Raw genomic sequence first — 22,296 nt, forward strand, 5'->3', positions numbered from 1 at the left:
AATCCTCCCCCGCCCAGGCCGCCCTTGCCTCGGACATCTCCCATCGACTGGTCACCGACGGCGGCGCGGCCCTGCTGATCGACTATGGCCGCGCCGAGCCGGAAGCCGGCGACACGCTGCAGGCGGTCCAGAACCACCAGAAGGTCGATCCGCTGAAGACGGCGGGCCTGGCCGACCTGACCGTCTGGGCCGACTTCCCGTCGGTGGTCGCCGCCGCGCGGGAAGCCGGCGCCAAGGCCGGACCAATCCTGACGCAGGGCCAGTTCCTGCTGGCCCTCGGCATCCTCGATCGCGCCGAGGCCCTGGCCGCCCGCCAGCCCGACAAGACCGACCAGATCGGAAGACAGCTTGATCGGCTGCTCGGCGAGGCGCAGATGGGGACGCTGTTCAAGGTCGCGTGCCTTTCCGCGCCCGACCTTTCGCCCCCCCTCTTCGAGGACGCGACATGACCCACGACCTGCCCACCGTCCAGTCGCCGCTGCTGGCCAGCCTGCCCGGCGTCAAGCACGCCTTCTTCACGCGCCAGGGCGGGGTCTCGAAAGGGATCTACGCCAGCCTGAACGTCGGGCGCGGCAGCCAGGACGAGCCGGCCGACGTCGAGGAGAATCGGGCCCGCATCGCCCGCTGGTTCGGCGGCGATCCGGGCGACCTGAACGTCTGCTACCAGATCCACTCGACCATCGCGATCACCGCCGACGGCTCTTGGGGCGACGCCCGGCCGCAGGGCGATGCGGTGGTCAGCAAGACGCCCGGCGTGATCTGCGGGGCCATGGCCGCCGACTGCGCGCCGGTGCTGCTGGTCGATCCCGACGCCCGGGTGGTGGCCGCCGCCCACGCCGGCTGGCGGGGGGCGCTGGACGGGGTTGTCCAGGCGGCCGTCGACCGCATGGTCGAGCTGGGCGCGAACCCGGCCAACATGACCGGCGTCGTCGGCCCCTGCATCGGGCCCAAGTCCTACGAGGTGGGGCTGGACTTCCTTCACAGGTTCGAGGCCGACTGCCCCGGCTCGGGCCAGTTCTTCAAGCCGGGCGTTTCGGACGACAAGCGCTTCTTCGACCTGCCGGCCTTCGTGCTGGACCGCCTGGCGACGGCCGGCGTCGAGCGCCGCGAATGGGTCGGCCGCGACACCCGGGCGGAGGAAGAGTGGTTCTTCTCCAACCGCCGCGCCTTCCTGAACAACGAGGGCGACTACGGCCGCCTGCTGTCGGCGATCATGCTGGAGGCGTGAGGCGCCTGGACCACGCCAGCGACCGTCCGCACACGGAATCGAAAAAGTCTGCCCGTTAACACTTGTTTCCAGAGCTTCGCCTGCCCCGTCGCTCGCCTGCGAGCGACGAAGCTATTGTAAAATTTGAGCGTGGCAGGCGCCGAAACCGGGTTCCACTTTCGGCTGCCACGCTCTAGAAGGCGCCGCATCGGCCGCCCCCCACCCCGAGATATCCCCATGAAGCTGCTGTCCGGCAACTCCAACCGCCCGCTGTCCCAGGCGATCGCGGAATATCTCGACATGCCGCTGACCCGCGCCCAGGTGCGCCGGTTCGCCGACCTCGAGGTGTTCGTCACCATCGACGAGAATGTGCGGGGCGAGGACGTCTTCGTCATCCAGTCGACCAGCTATCCGGCCAACGACAACCTGATGGAGCTGTTGATCTGCATCGACGCCCTGAAGCGCGCGTCGGGCAAGCGGATCACGGCCGTGCTGCCCTACTTCGGCTATGCCCGCCAGGACCGGAAGACCGGCGGCCGCACGCCGATCTCGGCCAAGCTGGTGGCCAACCTGATCACCCGCTCGGGCGCCGACCGGGTCCTGACCATGGACCTGCACGCCGGCCAGATCCAAGGCTTCTTCGACATCCCGACCGACAACCTGCTGCCCTCGCGCCTGCTGGCCGATGACGTCCGCAAGCACTACGCCATGGGCGATGACCTGATGGTCGTCTCGCCGGACGTCGGCGGCGTGGTGCGCGCCCGCGCCCTGGCCAAGCGCCTCGACGACGCCGATCTGGCCATCGTCGACAAGCGCCGCTCGGGTCCGGGCCAGTCGGAAGTCATGAACATCATCGGCGACGTCAAGGACCGCCGCTGCATCCTGTTCGACGACATCGCCGACTCGGCCGGCACCCTGTGCAACGCCGCCCAGGCCCTGATGAACCACGGCGCCAAGTCGGTCAGCGCCTACATCACCCACGGCGTGCTGTCGGGCGCGGCCGTGGACCGCGTCGCCAACTCGGTGCTGACGGAACTGGTGGTCACGGACTCGATCGAGGCCTCGGATCCGGCCAAGGCCTGCCCCAAGATCCGCTACGTCTCGTGCGCCCCGCTGATCGGCGAAGCCATCCGTCGCATCGCCAACGAAGAGTCTGTGTCGAAGCTGTTCGACTAGCGTCCGCGCCGTCGGCCCATAAAACTGCGTCATCCCGGAAGCCTCAAGGAGGCTATCCGGACCCAGGGGCTGCCCGCGCCCGCGTTCCCTCGCCGCCTGGGTCGCGGCTCTCCGCTGCGCTTCGGCCGGGATGACACGTTTTGGATCGGAGCGAGCGCCCTCGCGCGATCGTGGTTAACCGCCACACCCTTAATTCCTGGAAAACCAAGGCCACGCTTGTAAAAGCTTGGTTAACGGACCGACTGTCACAATGCCGCCGGCTCGGGCCGCCATGATTGCGCCCAAGCCTGCTCGCCTAGGAGCCCTTAGCCTGAAATCGGAATCGATTTCAGCGTTTAAAAGGCTCCAAACCAGATACTTAGAGCGTGAGGTCAGCCGAAACCGGTTCCCACTTTCGGCCTCACGCTCTAGCCTTGATGGGGAAGTTCTCGAATGCGTTCCTTTTCGCGTACGCGCGTCGTCGCCGCGACGACAGTGGTGGCGCTGACCGCGATCGTCGCCGCCTGCAGCTCCCCGCCCCCGCCGCCGCCGCCGCCCGTCGTCCAGGCCCCGCCGCCGACGCCGCCGATCACCCTGTCGGCCCAGGTCATCGAGCGCGCCAGCGCCTTCCGCGGCTACATGGCGCGCGCCGCCGCCGTCTCGCCGACCTTCCAGAACGGCGACCAGATCCAGGCCTCGCTCAAGGTAGGCGCGGCCTATGAGCCCAAGTCGTTCATGAACGGCGCCGTGGCCTACGCCGCCGTGCTGGCGCTGCAGGACCCCACCTTCGTCGCCTCGGTGCGCGAGGTCGCGGCCCATCCCGCCCAGCGCCAGGAGATGATCGCCAACATCTTCTCCAACCCGTCCTACGCGGCCGTGTTCAAGGGCGCCGACAGCGCCGCGGGCCTGATCATCGACCAGATCGGCGGCGACGGCCTGAAGGTCTACGCCGCCGGCAAGGCGGTGAAGCAGGCCGCCTACGACGTGCAGCGCTCCTCGTGGTCGAAGAGCGCCGTGACGGACCGCGACGGTCGCCTGGCCTCGGCCAAGACCCTGTCGACCACGCCGGCCCTGGCCGAGAGCGCCGACGTCGCGGTGCTGCAGCAGGCCTCGCTGGGCGGCCAAACCCTGGGGCTGACGCCGCGCGCCGCCCCCGCGCCCTACCAGCCGGTGGTGATCCGCGGCCTGGCCGTGGCGGCGCTGGCCGCGCTCGGCGCCGCCGGCGACAACAACCTGGCCTCGATCGACGCGCTCAGCGCCGACTGGGCCACGGGCAACTGCCTGAACATGGCCAAGCTGAACCTCTATCAATGCCTGGCGGTCTCGAAGCCGCACTACGAGGATATCTTCTGCCTGGGCCAGCACATCCTGATGGACACCGGGGCCTGCATCGCCAAGGGCGCCGGCGCGGACCTGCCGCCCGAACCGCCCCGCGTCCTGCCGGTCAAGGAGTCGATCGCGGTGAAGGGCGCGGGCAGCAACTCGCGCAAGGCCAAGGGCGGCGCCAAGAAGCCGGCCAGCAAGAAGAGCTGATTTTCCGCTCAATCGAACCCTAGGGGCCGGGCGTTGCGTCGCCCGGCCCTTTTGTGTATGTAGCGCGACCCCAAAACGACCGGGCGAGCGTGGCGATATGGCCATAGGCGCTGGGTCACAGACGAGAACATCCGGTTCTCGAGAAAGACAGCCTCATGGCCGAGATCATTCTGAACGTTGAAGTCCGCGACGGCGCCGGCACCGGCAACGCGCGCGCCACCCGCCGCGCTGGCAAGGTCCCCGGCGTCCTGTACGGCGGCGGCAAGGCTCCGGTGAACATCGCCGTGAAGGCCAACGAATTCCGCAAGTCGCTATACACCGGCAAGCTGCTCGGCCACCTGGTCACGCTGCAGCATGGCGACGAGAAGCAATCGGTCATCGCCAAGGCCGTCCAGTTCCACCCGGTCACCGACGAGCCGGTCCACTTCGACCTGTACCGCGTCGACGAACACCAGCTGATCAAGATCGAAGTGCCGGTTCACTTCAAGAACCAGGACACCTCGGTCGGCCTGAAGAAGGGCGGCACGCTGGAAATCATCCGTCACACCGTCGAACTGGCCTGCCCGGCCGACCAGATCCCCGAAGAGCTGGTCATCGACCTGGCTTCGCACGACCTGGGCGACGTCATCCGCATCTCGGAAGTCAAGCTGCCGGCCGGCGTGAAGCCCGCCATGGACCGCGACTTCGTGATCGCCAACCTGAAGGCCTCGTCGGCCGCCCAGTCGGACGCCGGCGACACCACCGTCGAAGGCTAATCCGCTCGGTCTTCCGATCGAACTGTTTTAGAGACGGGCGGGCCTTCGGGTCCGCCCGTTTTCGTTTGAGCTTCCCGAGAACTCCGCCATGCTGATCCTCGCCGGCCTGGGCAATCCCGAGGCCAAGTACGAGAAGAACCGCCACAACGTCGGCTTCATGGCCGTCGACGCCCTGGCGCGGAAGTGGGGGACCGCCCCGTGGCGCGCGCGCTTCCAGGGCCTGGCCTGCGAAGGGCAGGTCGGCACGCCCGACGGCCCGGTGAAGCTGCTGCTGCTCAAGCCCAAGACCTATTACAACGAGAGCGGCCGCGCCGTCGGCGAGGCCATGAAGTTCTTCAAGCTCAAGCCCGCCGACGTGATCGTCTTCCACGACGAGATCGACATGGCCCCGGGCCGCTTCCGGATGAAGGCCGGCGGCGGCGCGGCGGGCAACAACGGCATCCGCTCGGTGACCAGCCAGGTCGGCGACGCCTTCCGCCGCGGCCGCATCGGCGTGGGCCACCCCGGCCACAAGGACGCGGTCATGCACTACGTGCTGGGCGACTTCCACAAGGTCGAGCACCAGTGGCTGGACCCGATGCTGGACGCCATCGCCGACGCCCTGCCCTTCGCCGCCGTCGGCGACGACGAGCGCTACCAGGCCGAGGTCATGCGCCTGGCCCCCGCGCCCAAGGCCGATCCCCGCAAGAAATCCGACGATTGACGCGGTCGGCGCGGCGGGAGAAGACGCCAGGATGTTCTCCCTGCCCCTGCCGCTGCTCGGCCTGTCGCTTCTGATCGCCATCGCCCTGTGCGTCCACGTCGTCCGCACCGGCCAGCAGATGTACTGGCTGTGGATCATCCTGGCGTTCCAGCCGATCGGCGGTCTCGTCTATTTCGTGGCCATCATCGCGCCGGCCTGGTTCGGCGGCCGCACGGCCCAGAAGATGGGTCAGGCCGCCCGGCAGGCCCTGGACCCGCAGCGCGAGTACCGCGAGGCCGCCAAGGCCGCGGACGACGCGCCCACCGTCGCCAACCGCGTGCGCCTGGCCGTGGCCGCGACCGAGCTTGGCAAGCACGCCGAGGCCGAACGCCTGTACGCCGACAGCCTGGCGGGCCTCTACGCCGACGACCCGCAGCTGCTGCTGGGCCGCGCCAACGCCCTGATCGAGCTCGACCGGCCGGCCGAGGCCCTCCCGCTGCTTGAGAAGCTGGGCGAGACGCCCAACGCCGGCCGCACGCCCCACACCATGCTGGCCCTGGGCCGCGTCTATCAGGCGCTGGGTCGGAACGAGCAGGCCGACACCGCCCTGCGCTGGGCGGCCGACCACTATCCGGGATTCGAGGGCGTCGCCCGCTACACCGTTTTCCTGGCGCGCCAGGGCCGCCAGGACGAGGCCCGCGCGCAGCTGGCCGAGATCGACAAGCGCCTGGCCAAGACCCACAGCCACTTCCGCAAGGAAGCCAAGCGCTGGCGGGATTTCGCGGCGGCGGCGGTGGGCGGCTGACAGGCCACGCCTCGGCGTCGGTCGCCCGACCGCCCTTCCAGCCAAGCTCGACCGCTCTTGGTTGCATTGACATCCTGTGCGATCGCCCAAAAGGTGTGCGAAGCGCATGGTGGTTTTCGCTGAAAAGAGGTCGATCGCTTTGTCGCACGAGGTCGTCAGGCGGGATCACGCCTTCTCCGAACGCGAAGAGGCGATGCTGAAGGCGCACGCGTTCAAGGAGACCGGGGCCGGCGAGCCCCCGCTCGTCCTGCTGCATGGCTTTGGCACGGACCAGACGATCTGGAACCGCATGGCGCCGCAGCTTTCGGCCAGGCGGCGGGTGGTGCTGTACGACCACATGGGCTCGGGCGCGTCGGACTTCGCGCACTACGATCCCGAGCGCTATCGGGGGCTGGAGGGCTATGCCGACGATCTCGTCGAGATCCTCGACGCGCTGGACCTGCGCGACGCCAGCGTGGTGGGCCATTCCGTCTCGGGCATGATCTCCCTGCTGGCCAGCCTCCGCACCGACCGAATCGGCAGGCTGATCATGATCGGCGCCTCGGCCCGCTACCTCAACGACGGCGGCTATGAGGGCGGCTTCGATCCGAAGGACGTCGAGGACTTCCTGGGCCTGATGGAGCTGGACTTCCAGGGCTGGGCCCGGGCCCTGGCGCCACGGGTGATGGACCAGCCGGACAATCCCGCCCTGACCCAGGAGCTGGTCTTCAGCTTTAGCCGCGAGAACGCCGAGCTGACGCGGCGCTTCGCAGAAGCGACCTTCATGTCCGACCACCGCGCCCAGCTGGCCGAGTGCAAGATCCCGACCGCCGTGCTGCAGGCCAAGGCCGACGTGGTGGTGCCGCTTCCGGCCGCCCGTTTCCTGGCCGACCACATCCCCCGCGCCAGCTTCGAGATCATGGACGTCCGCGGCCACTATCCCCAGCTCAGCGCCCCGGCCGTCGTGATCGACGCCATAGAGCGTTTCCTGGCGGAGACGCCCTCTTGAACAACGGCGACGGCGGGGCGCTGGGGGAGACGGCTCCGGTCGGTCTGTTCGAGGCCGACGGCGACATGATCATCCGGGCGACGAACGCCCGAATGGCCAGGATGGCCGGCCTGCCTCGCGAGGATCTCGTCGGTCGTCCCTTGCGGACCCTGCTGACGCGCTCGTCACAGTTCATCTACGCGCTGAAGGTCGAGCACGCCCTGCTGACGGACGGCGCGGCCGAGGAGATCTTCCTCGAGCTCGACCATCCGGACGGCCGGCCGCGCGCGGTGCTGCTGACCGTCGCGCCCGACGAGGCTGACCCGGATCGGCGCCACGGCGCGCTGTTCTCGGCCCCCGAGCGGCGCGCCTACGAGCTGGAGCTGATCGCCGCCCGCCAGGCCGTGGTCGAGAAGATCAAGCAGGAGAACGCCGCCCGCGAAGCCTTGAGCCAGGCGAATGAAAAGCTCGAACAGCTGGTCGCCGACCGCACCGCCGCCCTGGAGCAACGGGACCTCCTGCTGCGCGAGGTCTATCACCGGGTGAAGAACAACCTGCAGGTGGTCGACGGCCTGCTGCTGATGCGCGCGCGGCAACTGGGCGATCCGACCGCCAAGGCCGCCATGGAAGAGCTGCGCAAGCGGATCTTCGCCCTGGGCCTGGTGCACCATCAGCTGATGGGCTCCAAGGACCTCAAGACCTTCGACGCCGGGGCGTTCCTGAAGGAGCTTGTCGCCCACCTGAGGCTGGACGCCCCCGAGAACGTCACTCTTGTGCTGGACGTCGCGCCGCTCGCTGTCGACCTGGATTTCGCCGTGCCGCTGGGACTGCTGATCACGGAGCTGGCGACCAACGCCCTGAAGCACGCCTTCCCCTCGGGATCGGGCGAGATCGACGTGACCCTTGGCGCGGCGGAGGCCGGAGAAGTGGTGCTGCGCGTGGCCGACAACGGCGTCGGAATGCCCTCGGATCTCCCGAAGCAGAGGCGATCGGGACTGTCGATCGTCGACGGCCTCGTGCGACAACTGGGCGGACGCATCGAGGCGATTCAGACTAAGGGCGTCTGCTGGGAAGCCCATCTTCCCTCGCCGAGGACCGGATGATGCTGCACCCCAATCGTGTCCTGATCGTCGACGACGAGTTCATCATCACCGAAACCCTGCGCATCTATGTCGAGGACATGGGGCTGGAGGTCTGCGGCACGGCGGCGACCGCCGACAGCGCGCTTGCGATGGCCCACGCGCACCAGCCCTATATCGTGCTGATGGACGTGCGCCTGCAGGGCGAGCGCGACGGCATCCAGGCCTCCGAGGACATCAGCGAGCAGGTCGGCTCGAAGGTGATCTTCATCACCGGCTCGCGCGAGCCGGCGACGCTGGAGCGTATCGAGAGCCACCACCCCGCCGCCGTGCTGTTCAAGCCCGTCTCGGAGGGGCAGCTGGGCTCGGTCGTCCAGCGGGTGCTGAAGGACGCCCCGCCGGCGCTGGCCTAGAAGCGCCCGCGCTGGAAGTCGTCGAACGCCTGGACGATCTCCTCGCGCGAGTTCATCACGAACGGGCCGTGCCAGAAGACCGGCTCGCTGATCGGACGACCGGCCAGCAGCAGGACGCGGGCGTCGGTGACGGCCTCGACGCGGACCGTGTCGCCGCGGCCGAGGAAGACGCCCGACAGCGCGTCCACCGTATCGTGGGCGACGCGGACCTTGCCTTCATAGACCGCCAGCATGGCGTTGCGGTCATCGCCGACCGGCTCTTCGAACACCGTCCCCGCCGGCAGCACGACGTCGAAATAGAGCGCGTCCACCGCGCCGCCACCGATGGGACCGGCCACGCCGCTGTCGGTCGCGCCGGAGATCACCTTGACCGTGACGCCGCCGTTGCGGGCCTCGACTGGGATGCTGTCGGCCTCGAACTCCTGATAACCCGGCGCGCTCATCTTCAGCTTGGCGGGCAGGTTCACCCACAGCTGGAAGCCGCGCATCCGCCCTTCGGACTGCTCGGGCATCTCGGAGTGGACGATGCCCTTGCCGGCCCGCATCCACTGGATCCCGCCCGGCCCGATCACGCCCTCGCGGCCGGTGTTGTCCTTGTGGCGCATCCGGCCTTCCAGCATGTAGGTCACGGTCTCGAAGCCGCGATGTGGATGGTCGGGGAAGCCGCCCATGTAGTCCGACGCCTGGTCGTTGTCGAAGCAGTCCAGCATCAGGAACGGGTCGAACATCTGGGCCTCGGGCGTGCCCAGCATCCGGGTCAGGCGGACGCCGTCGCCATCCGAGGCGGGCAGGCCCTTGACGATCTTCAGGACGGGACGAACGTTCATGACGGGCTCCTTGTTCGGCGATTGATATCAGATCTTGTTGCGGTTCGCGCAAGCCCCCTCCGCGGTTCGCCTTTCGCGGCCATCCGTGCTAAGCGCGCGCCAACGAAATTCACGAGAGTTCCATGGCCCTGAAAGTCGCCATCGTCGGCCTGCCCAACGTCGGCAAGTCCACCCTGTTCAACGCCCTGACCCAGACGGCGTCGGCCCAGGCCGCCAACTATCCGTTCTGCACGATCGAGCCCAACACCGGCGACGTCGCCGTGCCCGAGCCGCGCCTGGAAGCCCTGGCCAAGATCGCCGGCTCCAAGGAGATCATCCCGGCCCGGATCACCTTCGTCGACATCGCCGGCCTGGTGCGCGGCGCGTCGAAGGGCGAAGGCCTGGGCAACCAGTTCCTGGCCAATATCCGCGACTGCGACGCCGTGGCCTTCGTGGCCCGCTGCTTCGAGGACGACGACATCACCCACGTCGAAGGCCGCATCGATCCGCTCAGCGATCTCGAGATCATCGAGATGGAGCTGATGCTGGCCGACCTCGAGAGCCTGGAAAAGCGCCTGCCCGCCATCGAGAAGAAGGCCAAGTCGGGCGGCGACAAGGACGCGGCCAACACCCTGCGCCTGATCAACCTGGCTTTGGCCCAGCTGCGCGAAGGCCGTCCGGCCCGCGCCGCCAAGGTGGACAAGGAGGACGAGAAGGCTTGGCATATGCTGCAGCTGCTGACCTCGCTGCCGGCCCTCTATGTCTGCAACGTCGAGGAAGGCAGCGCCGACAAGGGCAACAAGTACAGCGATCTGGTGGCCGAGCGCGCCGCGCGCGACAACGCCAAGGCCGTGGTCATCTCGGCCCAGATCGAGAGCGAGATCGCCCTGCTGGACGCCGAGGAGCGCGCCGAGTTCCTGGAAACCCTGGGCCTGGAAGAGCCCGGCCTGAACCGCCTGATCCGCGAGGCCTACAACCTCCTGGGCCTGCAGACCTATTTCACGGTCGGCCCGAAGGAAGCGCGCGCCTGGACGATCCATGTCGGCGACACCGGCCCGCAGGCGGCCGGCGTCATCCACACCGACTTCGAGAAGGGCTACATCCGCGCCGAGACCATCGCCTTCGACGACTTCATCAAGCTGGGCGGCGAGGCCGGCGCCAAGGAAGCCGGCAAGATGCGGGCGGAAGGCAAGGACTACGTCGTCAAGGACGGCGACGTGATGCACTTCCGCTTCAACGTCTAGGCGTTCACAACACAGCGGCCGGGGCGGAAACGCCCCGGCCGTTCTCCTTGGGGAATAAGCGTATGGCCGAGATGATCACCCTGACCGCCGTCCACGACGGCTTTACCTTCAACGCCCTGCACGCTCAGTCCGAAGGTCCTCGCAAGGGCGGCGTGATCGTGATCCAGGAGATCTTCGGCCTCGACCAGTACGTCCACGCCGACGTCGCCCGCTGGGCGGCGCGGGGCTTCGAGGTGCTGGCCCCGTCGATGTTCGACCGCGGCGAGAAGGGCTTCACCGCCCTGCACGACGAGGCGGGCTTCGCGCGCGGCAAGGAACTGGCGATGGCCAACGGTCCCGACAACGCCCTGGGCGATATCCAGGCCTGCATCCACTTCCTGAAGGATCGCGGCCCGGTCTTCCTGGTCGGCTACTGCTATGGCGGGACCATGGCCTGGCTGGCCGCCGCCCGCGCCCAAGGGCTCGCGGCCGTCGCCAGCTACTACGGCGGCGGGGTCCTGGGCATGGCCAAGTTCGAGCTCAAGGCGCCGGTGATCGTGCACCTGGGCGCCACCGACCCGCACATCCCCGCCGAGGAGGTGAAGGCGGCGATCTGGACGGCCCATCCCGAGGTCCCGGTCCATGTCTACGAGGCCAGCGGCCACGGCTTCAACAACGACGGCCGCCCCGACAGCGACCTCGCCGACGCCGAACTGGCCCGCCAGCGCACCGTCGCGTTCTTCGCCGAGCACGGCGCGGCGTGATGGGACAGCGGATCGCCCTGGCCACCCGCGATGGCGCGCCGTTCGCCGCCTGGCATGAACCGGCGCGGGAGGCGCGGCGCGGCGGCGTCGTCATGCTGCACGCCATCTGGGGCGTTACGCCGCATCTTCGCGAGCTCTCCGGCCGCCTGGCCGAGCAGGGCTATGAGGTGATCGTCCCCAGCCTGATGGACGCGGCCGACGCCGACTTCCCCACCGTGGACACCGAGCCGGCGATCCTGGACGCGCGCATGGAGATGGGCCGGCTGACCGGCTGGGGCGTCACGACCCTGCCCCGGGTCCAGGCGACGATCGAGGCCCTGGACGGACCGGTGTTCGGCATGGGCTTCTGCTATGGCGGCACGACGGCCTGGCTGGCCGCCTGCCGCTGCGAGGGGCTGACGGCGGTGGCGGCGTTCTATGGCGGCGACATCGTGGCCTATCGCGACGAGACGCCCAAGGTCCCGACCATCCTGCATTTCGGCAAGACCGACCCGATGATCCCGCTGGCCGACGTCGAGGCGATCCGCGAGGCGCATCCCGACCTGCCGATCTATCTCTACGAAGCGGGGCACGCCTTCGTCGCCCCCAGCGGTCATCATCCCGACAGCGCTCATCTGGCGCTGCTGCGCACCTTCCAGCTGTTCCAGCGCTCGGGCGGCGGCAAGGGCGAGGCTTAAGGCGGCGAGAGCATCGCTTGGTCGCCAAGGCTGCGCTAGGCTCGGGTCATGCGCCCCCGCCTCGCTCTCCTGGCTCTGCTGCCGCCGCTGTCTCTCGCCTCCTTGTCATATGCGGGCGAAACGACCTGCTGGTTCGAGAACGGCGCGGTCGTGGCCCCGGCGGTGATCGGCGACATGGCCGGCGACTACGTGATCGACCTCTCGGCGCCGCGCACCCTGCTGCACGAGACCCGCGCCCAGATGGCGGGGCTGACGGAGCCTGAGTTCACCGCCCGGGTGGCGGTCGCGGGCGCCGCCGCTTCCGACGTCTCGGTCAAGATCGTCAACCTGGACGCCCGCGGGGCCGGCTTCGTCACACCGATCGTCGGGGTGATCGGCATGGATGTCCTGGCCGGCCACAGCGTCGAGATCGACTTCGCCCGCTGCCGGCTGCGCATCGACAGGCCCTGGCGCGCCAGGCGACAGGTGGTTTTCCCCGTCTCGGTGATCGAGGGCTTGCCGACGGTGACGGCGGGCGTCAGCGACGGCCCCAGGGCCTTCTACGGCGCCTTCGCCATCGATACCGCGTCGAAGGCCATGACCCGCCTGTCGACGCGTGACGCCAGCGCCACGGGCAAGCTCGACCCGAACGCCCGGCAGAAAGCCCCCGCTCGACTCCGCGCCCTGTCGATAGGCGGCGTGCTGGCCGAGAACGTGCCCGCGAGCCTGGCCGAGGGCTTGCCGGAGGGCGTCAGCGGAACCTTGGGCACGGGCCTCTGGGCCCGCCATCGCCTGCGGCTCGACGCCGAGGGCCGGACCCTGTCGGTGGCCCCCTGATCCCGGCAAAGGAAAAGGCCCGGTGTCGCCACCGGGCCTTCGCTGTCTTCTAGGCTTCCGCGTCGCGCTTAGTGCGACTCGTTGCGCCACACCGTCTTGTAGCTGGCGTACAGCAGGCCGCTCAGCAGGACGAGGTAGATCAGCACGGCGAAGCCGGTCTGCTTGCGCTCTTCCAGCTTGGGCTCGGCGGCCCACATCAGGAAGGCCGAGACGTCCTTGGCCTGCTGGTCGAGGGTCGACTTGGTGCCGTCGTCGAACGAGACCAGGCCGTCCTTCAGCGGCGGGGCCATGGCGATGAAGCCGCCCGGCGGGACGTGTTCGTGGCTGCCGTGCCAGGCCGAGGTCAGGTCGCCCGGAAAGTAGGGGTTGTAGTGGCCGCCGGTCGGGACCGCCAGGCCCTTGGGCGGAGTCACGTAGCCGGTCACGATCGAATAGATGTGCGCCGGGCCCTCTTCGCGAGCCTTGGCCAGCAGCGACATGTCCGGCGGCAGGGCGCCGCCGTTCGAGGCGCGGGCCGCGGCTTCGTTGGCGAAGGGCGACGGGAAGTGGTCGGCGCTGGTGGCCGGACGCTTGATGGCGTCACCGGTCTCACCGTCGATGTCGGCGACCTCGTAGTCCTTGGCGATCGCCTTGACCCACGGGTTGTCGTTCGAGTTCGGGTACTTCTCGTTATAGAAGGGCCCGCCCTTGTCGCCGAGGTTGCGGAACGCCACCAGCTTCAGCGAGTGGCAGGCCGAGCAGACCTCGCGATAGACCTTGAAGCCGCGTTGCAGCTGGGCCTGGTCGAACTTGCCGAACGGGCCTTCGAACGACCAGTGGACCTCTTTGGCGGGCAGGGCGCCGCCGTTGGCGAGGGCCGGGCCGGCGGCGCCGGCCAGCATCAGACCCGCCGCCGCCGCGATAACCGAGAGTTTGCGGAGCATCGGGATCAACCCTTGTGAGCGTCGGCCGAGAGGGCCGGCGAAGCGATCGAGTCCGGCACGGGCAGGGTCTTTTCGACCAGACCCAGGACCGGCAGCACGACCAGGAAGAAAGCGAAGTAGTAGAGGGCGGCGACGCGCGAGAGCCACACGAAGCTGTTCAGGTCGGAACCGCCCAGCTGGAACGTGGTCAGGTGCGGGATCACCGGATCGTCAGGCAGCTTGGCGCCGCAGAAGCCGAGGATGATGCAGGCCACCAGGAAGAACACGAAGTAGATCTTCGCGGTCGGGCGGTAACGCATCGAGCGCACCTTCGAAGTGTCCAGCCACGGCAGGGCGAACAGGCAGGCGATGGCGCCGAACATGGCCAGCACGCCCATCAGCTTGTCCGGCACGGCGCGCAGGATCGCGTAGAACGGCAGGAAGTACCATTCCGGAACGATGTGCGCCGGCGTCACCAGCGGGTTGGCTTCGATGTAGTTGTCGGCATGGCCCAGGGCGTTGGGCATGTAGAAGACGAAGAAGGCGAAGAGGATCAGGAAGACGCTCATCGCGAAACCGTCCTTCACCGTCGCGTACGGCGTGAAGGGCACGGTGTCGGCCTTCGACTTCGGCTCGACGCCGGTCGGGTTGTTCTGGCCCACCACGTGCAGCGCCCAGATGTGCAGGATCACGACGCCCGCGATCATGAAGGGCAGCAGGTAGTGCAGCGAGAAGAAGCGGTTCAGGGTCGGGTTGTCGACCGCGAAGCCGCCCCACAGCCAGGTGGTGATGCTCTCGCCGACCAGCGGCAGGGCGCCGAACAGGTTGGTGATCACGACGGCGCCGTGGAACGACATCTGACCCCAGGGCAGCACGTAGCCCATGAAGGCGGTCGCCATCATCAAGAGGTAGATCACGCAGCCCAGCAGCCACAGCACTTCGCGGGGCGCCTTGTAGGAGCCGTAGTACAGGCCGCGCAGCATGTGGATGTAGACGGCGATGAAGAACATCGACGCGCCGTTGGCGTGCATGTAGCGGATCAGCCAGCCGTAGTTCACGTCGCGCATGATGTGCTCGACGCTGGCGAAGGCGCCGGCGGCGCTCGGCGTGTAGTGCATCACCAGGATGATGCCGGTGATCAGCTGGGAAGCCAGGCACAGCGACAGGATGCCGCCGAAGGTCCACCAGTAGTTCAGGTTCCGCGGCGTGGGGTAGTCGACGAACGAGTCATAGCCCAGGCGCACGATCGGCAGACGGGCGTCGAGCCAGCGCTCGATACCGGTCTTCGGTTCATAGGTCGAATGTCCGCTCATGTCGCTTAACCGATCTTGACCTTGGTGTCGGACAGGAAGGCGTATTCCGGAACCACCAGGTTCAGGGGCGCGGGGCCCTTACGGATACGACCCGAGGTGTCGTAGACCGAGCCGTGGCACGGGCAGAACCAGCCGCCGTATTCGCCACCGCCGAAAGTCGGCACGCAGCCCAGGTGGGTGCAGTTGCCGCCGACGATCAGCCATTGGGACTTGCCCGGCTTGACGCGCGAGGCGTCGGTGGCGGGATCCTTCATCGGGGCGCTGTCGTCGGCGACCGCCTTGGCGATCTCGGCCTGGGTGCGATTGCGCACGAACAGAGGCTTGCCGCGCCACTTGATGACGACCTGCTGGCCCTCGGCGACCTTGGTCAGGTCGAACTCGGTCGAGGCCAGGGCCCGCGTGTCGGCGGACGGGTTCATCTGGTCGATGAACGGCCAGACCAGGGTCGCGGCGCCGCCGGCGGCGGCCGCGATCGCGGCGATGTGAATGAAGTCGCGCCGGGAGGGATCGCTCCCGTGTTCCGGCTCTGTCGTTGCGCCCACGGCGGTGTCGGCCACCTAGTCACCCCTTTTTTCCTCCCACCGCGGCGCGGCAGGCTTGGAGAAGCGTCATACGACGCCATATCTTACTCGACCCGCAAGCGGATCTTCGCCACAAGACTGCGGTCTTTTTGTCGTATCGGACGCGCGGACCTTGTCCGCAAGTCCCTTTCGATCGCGGCAAAGCCCCTGCTAGCCCTGTGGTTGGTTCGCTTATTATGCGTATCGCACTTTTTCAACCAGGCATTCCCCAAAACGTCGGCGCGGCCATCCGCCTCTCCGCCTGCTTCGGCGTCGGCCTCGACGTGATCGAGCCTTGCAGTTTTCCCTTGGATGACAAGAGCTTGAAGCGCGCCGCCCTGGATTACGGCCCCCTCGCCCACCTCAAGCGGCACGACAGCTGGGAGACATTCCTTAAGGCGCCGGAGCGCGTTGACGGTCGGCTACTGCTGTTCACCACCCGGGGGGCGACGCCCTTTCACAGATTTGAGTTTCAGTCCGGCGACACGCTGCTGTTCGGCAACGAGAGTCGCGGCGCGCCGGACGAGGTCCACGCCGCCGCCCAAGGCCGGATCGTCATTCCGATCCGGCCCGAGACCCGCTCGATGAACCTGGCGACCACCGCCGCCATGGCCTTGGGCGAGGCGCTGCGGCAGACGGGCGGCTTCCCGGAGCCCGCCTGAAGCCGCCCCCTGGCGCGACAGCCCGACTCTCTGAAAAATCAACCCATGATCGATTCTGAGCGCGCCGGTGTTGACGTAGCCTACCTGCGGTCGAAGCTGGACTGGATCCAGCTGGCGCCGTTCCAGATCACGGACGCGCTCGACCCGATCCAGGTCCAGTGCCTGATGCAGGCCGCGCGCGATTTCCGCTTCAAGCGCTATCGCCGCATGGCCATGATCGCCGACGTCGCGCGCCAGGGGTTCGGGACCGACACGGACTTCGGCGTCACCCTGTCCAACATCGGCCTGGCCAGCGCCATGCTGGGCGAGGTCTCCGCCGCCCTGGACGCGTTGAAGGAGGCCCGCGACCGGTGGCCGGTCATCCCCGCGCACCACTTCAATTGCGGCGTCATGGTCCTGCGGTTCAGCGACGATCTCAATGTCGCCGAGAGCTGCTTCGTAGGCGGACTGCTCAGCGACCCCAAGCACGGCCCGTCGTGGCTGGCCCTCGCCATTCTCCGGCTGGAGCGCGGCGACGACGAAGGCTGCATCGACGCGTGCCGCGAAGCCATCCTGCACGGCGCGTCGTCCGAGGGCGTCGCCGAACTCTGCCTGGCCGCCGCCCTGGAACGGCTGGGCCGCCCGGTCGAGTGGCCGGACTTCACCGCCGAGGCGGACCTGGCCTCGCCGGAAGCTTTCGAGATCGCCGCGGCGAACGCCGGCCCGACCGTGCTGAGCGTGGCGCTGGGCGACGGCGAGGCCAACGCCGCCCTGCGCCTGGCCGCCTCGCTGGACGCGGTCGCGCCGGACTGGAACGTCCACCTGCACCTGTGCAACGTCACGCCGCCGGTCGCCGACGCCGCCCAGGCCTGGGCGGCCGCGCACCCGGCGAGAAGCGTTTCGCTCGAGACCCTGCTGACCGACCGGATCGGCGGCCTGGACCAGCGCTTCGGCGTGATCCGCCTGCGGACGCTGGGCGCCTTCGCCCAAGCCAGCCCGGGGGACGTGGTGATGGCCCACCCCCGCACGGTGTTCCAGGCCGATCCCGGCCGGTTCCTGCCGACGCCCGAGCAAGGCGTGGCGCTCGTGGGCCGCGAAGGCCTGCTGTGGAACCAGATCGGCCAGGACCTGATCGCCGTGCGCCGCGGCGACGCGGCCGAGGCCTTCCTGGCCGACATCCGGCGCGCGGCCCTGCCCTCGCCCTGGCCGCACGCGCCGATGATCGCCGGCGTCGCCCTCTGGCGCGCCTGGGCCGCGTGTCCGCAGGCGCGGCTGCTGGACGCGGACGACCTGGCGCTGGCGCCGCTTCCGCCCGCGCCGCCGATCCCAGAAGCGCCGCCGCGCACGATGTTCAACGAAACCGCCACCTCGCGATTCGGCCCGATGCTGCTCAACAGCAACGACCTCTACATTTCCGCCGGGATCCGCGAGACCGGCGCCTGGGCCAGCGAGGAGACCGACCTGCTGTCGCGGCTGGTGGCGTCCGGCCAGACGGTCCTGGACGTCGGCGCCAACATGGGCTCGCACACCCTGGCCTTCTGCAACTTCGTCGGCCCCGGCGGCTGGGTGCACGCCTTTGAGCCGCAGCGGATCATGTACCAAGCCATGGTCGCCTCGGTGGCGATGAACAGCTGGACCAACGCCCATTGCCACATGAAGCTGGTCGGGGCCCAGGCGGGCAGCATGCGGCTGCCCAGCGTCAGCTACGAGGAGCCCAGCAACTTCGGCATGGTCAGCCTGGCGCCGGGCCGCGCACGCGCCGAGAGCCTGACCTATCTCGACGACCAGGAGGGCGAGGAGGTCGAGATGATCACCCTCGACAGCCTGAAGCTGCGCGCCTGCCACCTGATCAAGATCGACGTCGAGGGGATGGAGATCGACGTGCTGCGCGGCGCGACCGAGACCATCAAGGTCCACCGGCCGCTGATCTACATGGAGTCCCAGCACGACGCCGATGGGCGCGCCGCCCTGGCGCTGCTGAAGTCGCTGGGCTACGCCGCCTGGTGGCACGGCGATTTCGGCTCGCCCAACGTCCTGGCCTCGCCGCTCGAGCGGCCGCTGTCGATTATGGGGCTTCGGGTGGCGTAAGGCCTACTCGCCGAAATCCACGTCCCGGCGCGCGGCGACGATGGTGACGATGAAGCCGGCCAGCACGTCCAGCAGCACCATCAGCGCCAGCAGGAAGAAAGCCGAGGTCGCGAAGGCCGGCAGCAGCAGGAACTCGACCAGGCAGACGATGAACAACACCATCGACAGCGAGTGATTGACGATCGCCAGGCGCTTGCTGTTGGTCGACTTGAGCAGCTCGACGAACAGCACGACCAGCGACGCCGCCAGCAAGAGGTCGGTCAGGCTGACGGTCCAGCCCGCGCCCGACGTCATGCGGATGGTGAACAGGGGCTCGGCCAGGCGCAGGCTGGCGTCGGCGGCCTTGAAGCCGCCTGGCAGGATCAGGACGATCAGATTGTAGACCAGGACCGGCAAGGCCAGCAGCGGAACCGCGGCGAACATCGAACTTCCCCTTGCGACGACGCCCCCGTCATCGGGGTTAAGCCCTAACGGGATTTCCGAACGAGGTGAAGCCGGCGCGACCTTTGGACTCAGGCTTCGTCGACGGCCTGGGGAAGGCGCGCGCGCGACTGCAGCCACATCACGCCCAGCAGGTCCGACAGCGAGGCCTTCAGGCGCCCGAGGTTCGTGTACTTCGACACGCCGGTCTCGCGATGGCGGTGATTGACCGGCTGGAACGCGATCTCATAGCCCTCGCGCAGCATCAGGGCCGGGATGTAGCGGTGGATGTGATCGAAGTACGGCAGTCGCAGGAACGCCTCGCGGCGGAAGGCCTTCAGGCCGCAGCCGGTGTCGTTGGCGGTGTCCTTCAGCAGGCGCTTGCGCACGCCGTTGCCGAACTTCGAGGCGAAGCGCTTGGCGCTGCTGTCCTGGCGCTTGACCCGCTCGCCGCCGACCAGGGCCAGGGTCTCGGGCCCCGCCGCCAGGATCTTGGCCAGGCGCGGCGCGTCGGCCGGATCGTTCTGGCCGTCGCCGTCCAGGGTGATGACGATCGGCCCGCGCGCGGCCAGCACGCCGCTGCGCACCGCGCGGCTCTGGCCGGAGTTCTTGCGGTGGCCCAGCACGCGCAGCTGCGGGATCTCGGCCTTCAGCGCGATCAGCCGCGCCTTGGTGTCGTCGCGGCTGGCGTCGTCGACGAAGATCATCTCGTAGTTCTCGCCGGCGAAAGCCTCGGCGATCTCGCGCGCCAGCTTGGGCGCGGCCTCGCCTTCATCGAAGACGGGAACAACGACGGAAAATTCGGGCGTCGGCGCGACGGTGGCGTTCATCGCCTCCTCATACAGCAAAAGTCGTTTCGCGAAAGATCGTGCTAAACGACACGCCATGACGCTTGAATCTCGCCTGGATGACTGGAGCCGGGGATGGCGCGGCCCCTTGTTCGCCGCCCTGGTCGCCTTGATCGCCGGCCTGCCCGGCCTTCTGGCCATGCCGCCGCTGGATCGCGACGAGTCGCGGTTCGCCCAAGCCACCTCGCAGATGCTGGAGACGGGCGACTACGTCGTCATCAAGTTCCAGGACCAGCCGCGCTTCAAGAAGCCGGTGGGGATCCACTGGCTGCAGGCGGTCGCGGTCAAGACCTTCTCCGACGCCGAGGACCGCCAGATCTGGGCCTATCGGATCCCGTCCCTGCTGGGCGCGATGCTGGCGGCGGCGGCCTGCGCCTGGGGCGCGGCGGCGCTCACCGATCCGCGCACCGGCCTGATCGCCGGCTCGATCCTGGGCGCGACCTTCCTGCTGTCGTCCGAAGCCTTCATCGCCAAGACCGACGCGGCCCTTTGCGGGACCACGACCCTGGCCATGGGCGCCCTGGCGCGGATCTACGCGGCCCAGCTGAGAGGCGAGCGCGCGGGCAAGCTGACCAAGTTCGCCTTCTGGCTCGGCCTGTCGGTCGCCGCCCTGATCAAGGGGCCGGTCGGCCTGCTGACGGTGTTCCTCGCCCTGGCCGGCCTGGCGATCTGGGATCGCAAGGTCCGCTGGATGAAGGACCTGGGCTGGACCTGGGGCGCGATCCTGTTCGCCGCCGTCGTCCTGCCCTGGGCGATGATGATCACGGTGGCCACCGACGGCGCCTTCTGGGGCACGGCGATCGGCGGCGACCTGGCGCCGAAGATGGCGGGCGGGCAGGAAGGCCACGCCGGACCGTTCGGCTATCACGCCCTGCTCTCGCCGCTGCTGTCCTTCCCGGCCACGATCCTGCTGCCGGCCGGTCTCGCCGCCGCCTGGATCCAGCGCAAGGACCCCGGCGTCCGCTTCGCCGTCTGCTGGCTGGTTCCGACCTGGCTGATGTTCGAGCTCCTGCCGACCAAGCTGGTCCACTACGCCCTGCCCGCCTATGGCGCCCTGGCCATGCTGATGGCCGCGGCCGTGCGCGAGCCGCTGGGGCGGGTCGTCCGCTGGCTGGGCGGGGGCCTTTCGGTGCTGATGGGCGCGGCGCTGGCCGCCGTCGCCATCTACGGCCAGAAGCAGTTCGGCACGGTCCATGACCTGGGCTGGACGATCGCCGCGAGCGTCTTCGCCCTGGCCGCCGGCGTCGGCGGGGCGATCCTCATCGCGCGCCGCCACGCCGTGCGCGGGCTGTTCGTCGCCGGCGCCCTGGGGATCAGCGCCCACATCGCCCTGACCGCCGGCCTGATCCCGCGCCTGGAGCCCCTGTTCCTGTCGCGCGACCTCGCCCAGGCCCTGGACCAGGCTCGCCTGTCGCCCCGCTCGGGCGCGCCTGGCCCGGTGGCGGTGACCGGCTACGCCGAGCCCAGCCTGATCTTCCAGCTGGGTACGACCACCCAGCTGACGGACGGCGAAGGCGCCGCCGACGCCATCGCCGAGGGCCGCCCCGCGATCGTCGAGGGCCGCGAGGAAAAGCCGTTCCGCGCCGCCATGGCGCAGCTGGGTCTCGCCCCGCGCCCGGTCACGCGCATCGAGGGCCTGAACTACTCGGACGGCGATCGCGAGCGGCTCACCGTCTACCGCGGCGAGCCCCTGGCGGCCGACGCCGTCGAGCCCAACGCCCCCGCCACGGAGCCGCAGCCATGAGCCGCTTCATCGAAATCGTCGAGGTCGGGCCGCGCGACGGCCTGCAGAACGAGAAGGTCTCGCTGTCGGTCGCCGAGAAGCTGGACCTGATCGGCAAGCTGGAGGCCGCCGGCGCGCGCCGGACCGAGGTCGTCTCGTTCGTCAATCCCGCGCGCGTGCCGCAGATGGCCGGGGCCGAGGACATCATGGCCGCCCTCCCGGCCGACCCTGCCCGCTCGCGCATCGGCCTCGTGCTGAACCTGCGCGGCTGGGAGCGCTGCATCTCGACCGGCTGCGACGAGGCCAATGTCGTGGTCTGCGCCTCGGACGGCTTCGGCGTCCGCAACCAGGGCGCCACCGTGTCCCAGCAGTTGGACACCCTGGCCGCCATCGCCGAGCGGCAGGCGATCGACGGCGGACCGCCGATCACGGCGACGATCTCGGTCGCCTTCGGCTGCCCGTTCGACGGCGAGGTCAGCCAGGACCAGGTGGTGGCCATCGCCCGCGAGGCCGCCGCCCTCGGCGTCCCCGAGATCGCCATCGCCGACACCATCGGGGTCGCCGATCCCTGGATGGTCCGCAAGCGCATCGAGGCCGTCCGCGCCGCCGCGCCGGACGCGCGCCTGCGCATGCATTTCCACGACACCCGCAACACGGGCCTGGCCAACGCCTTCGCCAGCGTCGAGGCCGGCGTCGACGTTCTGGACGCCTCGGTCGGGGGCCTCGGCGGCTGTCCGTTCGCACCCGCCGCGACGGGCAATATCGGGACCGAGGACCTCGTCTACATGCTGGAACGGGCGGGCTTCGAGACCGGTTATGACCTGGCGGCCCTGATCGCCATCGGCCGCGAGATCAGCGACCGCCTGGGCAAGGCCCCCGCCTCGTCCCTGGCCCGCGCCGGAGGCTTCCCCGCCTGATG

The 22,296-nt window shown here is 68.9% G+C and carries 24 protein-coding genes; 18 read left to right on the forward strand and 6 right to left on the reverse strand.

Annotated features, from left to right (window positions below; translation table 11 throughout):
- From DI526_RS13235 to DI526_RS13280, 10 genes are all read left to right on the forward strand, one after another.
- Nucleotides 1-449 (forward strand): SAM-dependent methyltransferase (locus tag DI526_RS13235; RefSeq protein WP_304278642.1); only part of this gene is annotated, 449 nt, incomplete at its 5' end.
- On the forward strand, nucleotides 446-1,228 hold the full coding sequence (gene pgeF / locus DI526_RS13240) for a peptidoglycan editing factor PgeF (RefSeq protein WP_304278645.1): 783 nt from the start codon (nucleotides 446-448) through the stop codon (nucleotides 1,226-1,228). The genes DI526_RS13235 and pgeF, both read left to right, overlap by 4 nt.
- Nucleotides 1,229-1,444: 216 nt before the next feature.
- Complete coding sequence (locus DI526_RS13245) at nucleotides 1,445-2,383, forward strand: ribose-phosphate pyrophosphokinase (protein WP_304278648.1); 939 nt, start codon at nucleotides 1,445-1,447, stop codon at nucleotides 2,381-2,383.
- 432 nt (nucleotides 2,384-2,815) lie between these two features.
- Entirely contained in the window at nucleotides 2,816-3,895 is a 1,080-nt protein-coding gene (locus DI526_RS13250; RefSeq protein WP_304278650.1) for a hypothetical protein, read from the forward strand.
- 155 nt (nucleotides 3,896-4,050) lie between these two features.
- A complete protein-coding gene (locus tag DI526_RS13255; RefSeq protein ID WP_304278653.1) occupies nucleotides 4,051-4,650 on the forward strand; it encodes a 50S ribosomal protein L25/general stress protein Ctc in 600 nt (199 codons plus the stop codon).
- A gap of 88 nt (nucleotides 4,651-4,738) precedes the next feature.
- On the forward strand, nucleotides 4,739-5,353 hold the full coding sequence (gene pth / locus DI526_RS13260) for an aminoacyl-tRNA hydrolase (RefSeq protein ID WP_304278656.1): 615 nt from the start codon (nucleotides 4,739-4,741) through the stop codon (nucleotides 5,351-5,353).
- Between the two features lie 31 nt (nucleotides 5,354-5,384).
- Nucleotides 5,385-6,137, forward strand: coding sequence for a hypothetical protein (locus tag DI526_RS13265; RefSeq protein ID WP_304278659.1), 753 nt, complete (start codon nucleotides 5,385-5,387; stop codon nucleotides 6,135-6,137).
- A gap of 193 nt (nucleotides 6,138-6,330) precedes the next feature.
- On the forward strand, nucleotides 6,331-7,125 hold the full coding sequence (locus DI526_RS13270) for an alpha/beta fold hydrolase (RefSeq protein WP_304278661.1): 795 nt from the start codon (nucleotides 6,331-6,333) through the stop codon (nucleotides 7,123-7,125).
- On the forward strand, nucleotides 7,122-8,207 hold the full coding sequence (locus DI526_RS13275; RefSeq protein WP_304278663.1) for a sensor histidine kinase: 1,086 nt from the start codon (nucleotides 7,122-7,124) through the stop codon (nucleotides 8,205-8,207). The genes DI526_RS13270 and DI526_RS13275 overlap by 4 nt, the downstream gene beginning before the upstream one ends.
- Nucleotides 8,207-8,596 (forward strand): response regulator, encoded by a 390-nt coding sequence (locus DI526_RS13280; protein ID WP_304278666.1) that lies wholly within the window; start codon nucleotides 8,207-8,209, stop codon nucleotides 8,594-8,596. The genes DI526_RS13275 and DI526_RS13280 overlap by 1 nt, the downstream gene beginning before the upstream one ends.
- On the opposite strand, the gene DI526_RS13285 is transcribed toward DI526_RS13280, so the two are convergent.
- Nucleotides 8,593-9,423, reverse strand: coding sequence for a pirin family protein (locus DI526_RS13285; RefSeq protein WP_304278668.1), 831 nt, complete (start codon nucleotides 9,421-9,423; stop codon nucleotides 8,593-8,595). The genes DI526_RS13280 and DI526_RS13285 overlap by 4 nt on opposite strands.
- 122 nt (nucleotides 9,424-9,545) lie before the next feature.
- Here DI526_RS13285 and ychF point away from each other — a divergent pair, with 122 nt between their 5' ends.
- From ychF to DI526_RS13305, 4 genes are all read left to right on the forward strand, one after another.
- Nucleotides 9,546-10,646, forward strand: a complete 1,101-nt coding sequence (gene ychF / locus DI526_RS13290) for a redox-regulated ATPase YchF (RefSeq protein ID WP_304278671.1) — start codon at nucleotides 9,546-9,548, stop codon at nucleotides 10,644-10,646.
- A gap of 62 nt (nucleotides 10,647-10,708) precedes the next feature.
- Nucleotides 10,709-11,389 (forward strand): dienelactone hydrolase family protein, encoded by a 681-nt coding sequence (locus DI526_RS13295; RefSeq protein WP_304278674.1) that lies wholly within the window; start codon nucleotides 10,709-10,711, stop codon nucleotides 11,387-11,389.
- The gene (locus DI526_RS13300; RefSeq protein ID WP_304278676.1) at nucleotides 11,389-12,066 is read left to right on the forward strand and encodes a dienelactone hydrolase family protein; all 678 of its coding nucleotides are present in this window, start codon (nucleotides 11,389-11,391) and stop codon (nucleotides 12,064-12,066) included. The genes DI526_RS13295 and DI526_RS13300 overlap by 1 nt, the downstream gene beginning before the upstream one ends.
- A gap of 48 nt (nucleotides 12,067-12,114) precedes the next feature.
- A complete protein-coding gene (locus DI526_RS13305) occupies nucleotides 12,115-12,882 on the forward strand; it encodes a hypothetical protein (RefSeq protein WP_304278679.1) in 768 nt (255 codons plus the stop codon).
- 68 nt (nucleotides 12,883-12,950) lie between these two features.
- On the opposite strand, the gene DI526_RS13310 is transcribed toward DI526_RS13305, so the two are convergent.
- The 3 genes from DI526_RS13310 to petA are packed head-to-tail and all read right to left on the reverse strand — an operon-like array spanning nucleotide 12,951 to nucleotide 15,654.
- Entirely contained in the window at nucleotides 12,951-13,805 is an 855-nt protein-coding gene (locus DI526_RS13310; protein ID WP_304278682.1) for a cytochrome c1, read from the reverse strand.
- Nucleotides 13,806-13,810: 5 nt separating this feature from the next.
- A complete protein-coding gene (locus tag DI526_RS13315; protein WP_304278685.1) occupies nucleotides 13,811-15,097 on the reverse strand; it encodes a cytochrome b/b6 in 1,287 nt (428 codons plus the stop codon).
- 5 nt (nucleotides 15,098-15,102) lie between these two features.
- Nucleotides 15,103-15,654, reverse strand: a complete 552-nt coding sequence (gene petA / locus DI526_RS13320; RefSeq protein ID WP_304278688.1) for a ubiquinol-cytochrome c reductase iron-sulfur subunit — start codon at nucleotides 15,652-15,654, stop codon at nucleotides 15,103-15,105.
- A 200-nt stretch (nucleotides 15,655-15,854) separates the two neighbouring features.
- Here petA and DI526_RS13325 point away from each other — a divergent pair, with 200 nt between their 5' ends.
- Both DI526_RS13325 and DI526_RS13330 read left to right on the forward strand, forming a co-directional pair.
- On the forward strand, nucleotides 15,855-16,319 hold the full coding sequence (locus DI526_RS13325) for a tRNA (cytidine(34)-2'-O)-methyltransferase (RefSeq protein ID WP_304278756.1): 465 nt from the start codon (nucleotides 15,855-15,857) through the stop codon (nucleotides 16,317-16,319).
- A 45-nt stretch (nucleotides 16,320-16,364) separates the two neighbouring features.
- Nucleotides 16,365-18,386, forward strand: coding sequence for an FkbM family methyltransferase (locus tag DI526_RS13330; protein WP_304278691.1), 2,022 nt, complete (start codon nucleotides 16,365-16,367; stop codon nucleotides 18,384-18,386).
- A gap of 3 nt (nucleotides 18,387-18,389) precedes the next feature.
- Here DI526_RS13330 and DI526_RS13335 read toward each other — a convergent pair whose 3' ends face one another.
- Both DI526_RS13335 and DI526_RS13340 read right to left on the reverse strand, forming a co-directional pair.
- Entirely contained in the window at nucleotides 18,390-18,809 is a 420-nt protein-coding gene (locus DI526_RS13335) for a hypothetical protein (RefSeq protein ID WP_304278694.1), read from the reverse strand.
- Between the two features lie 89 nt (nucleotides 18,810-18,898).
- A complete protein-coding gene (locus DI526_RS13340) occupies nucleotides 18,899-19,636 on the reverse strand; it encodes a glycosyltransferase family 2 protein (RefSeq protein WP_304278696.1) in 738 nt (245 codons plus the stop codon).
- A gap of 55 nt (nucleotides 19,637-19,691) precedes the next feature.
- Between DI526_RS13340 and DI526_RS13345 the strand changes: the two genes are divergently transcribed.
- Nucleotides 19,692-21,398 carry a glycosyltransferase family 39 protein gene (locus DI526_RS13345; protein WP_304278699.1) on the forward strand — a complete coding sequence of 569 codons (1,707 nt, stop codon included), beginning with the start codon at nucleotides 19,692-19,694 and terminating at the stop codon, nucleotides 21,396-21,398.
- Nucleotides 21,395-22,294 (forward strand): hydroxymethylglutaryl-CoA lyase, encoded by a 900-nt coding sequence (locus DI526_RS13350; protein WP_304278702.1) that lies wholly within the window; start codon nucleotides 21,395-21,397, stop codon nucleotides 22,292-22,294. The genes DI526_RS13345 and DI526_RS13350 overlap by 4 nt, the downstream gene beginning before the upstream one ends.
- Nucleotides 22,295-22,296: the final 2 nt, after the last annotated feature.

Origin of the sequence: Caulobacter segnis, from assembly GCF_003243465.1 — a bacterium.
Taxonomy (GTDB): domain Bacteria; phylum Pseudomonadota; class Alphaproteobacteria; order Caulobacterales; family Caulobacteraceae; genus Caulobacter; species Caulobacter segnis_A.

Coding starts and splice junctions, on each gene's coding strand:
- pth (WP_304278656.1), top strand. CDS start 4,739: ATGCTGATCCTCGCCGGCCTGGGCAATCCCGAGGCCAAGTACGAGAAG.
- DI526_RS13340 (WP_304278696.1), bottom strand. CDS start 19,636: ATGAACGCCACCGTCGCGCCGACGCCCGAATTTTCCGTCGTTGTTCCC.
- DI526_RS13305 (WP_304278679.1), top strand. CDS start 12,115: ATGCGCCCCCGCCTCGCTCTCCTGGCTCTGCTGCCGCCGCTGTCTCTC.
- DI526_RS13335 (WP_304278694.1), bottom strand. CDS start 18,809: ATGTTCGCCGCGGTTCCGCTGCTGGCCTTGCCGGTCCTGGTCTACAAT.
- pgeF (WP_304278645.1), top strand. CDS start 446: ATGACCCACGACCTGCCCACCGTCCAGTCGCCGCTGCTGGCCAGCCTG.
- DI526_RS13350 (WP_304278702.1), top strand. CDS start 21,395: ATGAGCCGCTTCATCGAAATCGTCGAGGTCGGGCCGCGCGACGGCCTG.
- DI526_RS13315 (WP_304278685.1), bottom strand. CDS start 15,097: ATGAGCGGACATTCGACCTATGAACCGAAGACCGGTATCGAGCGCTGG.
- DI526_RS13345 (WP_304278699.1), top strand. CDS start 19,692: ATGACGCTTGAATCTCGCCTGGATGACTGGAGCCGGGGATGGCGCGGC.
- ychF (WP_304278671.1), top strand. CDS start 9,546: ATGGCCCTGAAAGTCGCCATCGTCGGCCTGCCCAACGTCGGCAAGTCC.
- DI526_RS13245 (WP_304278648.1), top strand. CDS start 1,445: ATGAAGCTGCTGTCCGGCAACTCCAACCGCCCGCTGTCCCAGGCGATC.
- DI526_RS13325 (WP_304278756.1), top strand. CDS start 15,855: ATGCGTATCGCACTTTTTCAACCAGGCATTCCCCAAAACGTCGGCGCG.
- DI526_RS13270 (WP_304278661.1), top strand. CDS start 6,331: ATGCTGAAGGCGCACGCGTTCAAGGAGACCGGGGCCGGCGAGCCCCCG.
- DI526_RS13265 (WP_304278659.1), top strand. CDS start 5,385: ATGTTCTCCCTGCCCCTGCCGCTGCTCGGCCTGTCGCTTCTGATCGCC.
- DI526_RS13300 (WP_304278676.1), top strand. CDS start 11,389: ATGGGACAGCGGATCGCCCTGGCCACCCGCGATGGCGCGCCGTTCGCC.
- DI526_RS13250 (WP_304278650.1), top strand. CDS start 2,816: ATGCGTTCCTTTTCGCGTACGCGCGTCGTCGCCGCGACGACAGTGGTG.
- DI526_RS13285 (WP_304278668.1), bottom strand. CDS start 9,423: ATGAACGTTCGTCCCGTCCTGAAGATCGTCAAGGGCCTGCCCGCCTCG.
- DI526_RS13280 (WP_304278666.1), top strand. CDS start 8,207: ATGCTGCACCCCAATCGTGTCCTGATCGTCGACGACGAGTTCATCATC.
- DI526_RS13310 (WP_304278682.1), bottom strand. CDS start 13,805: ATGCTCCGCAAACTCTCGGTTATCGCGGCGGCGGCGGGTCTGATGCTG.
- DI526_RS13295 (WP_304278674.1), top strand. CDS start 10,709: ATGGCCGAGATGATCACCCTGACCGCCGTCCACGACGGCTTTACCTTC.
- DI526_RS13255 (WP_304278653.1), top strand. CDS start 4,051: ATGGCCGAGATCATTCTGAACGTTGAAGTCCGCGACGGCGCCGGCACC.
- DI526_RS13330 (WP_304278691.1), top strand. CDS start 16,365: ATGATCGATTCTGAGCGCGCCGGTGTTGACGTAGCCTACCTGCGGTCG.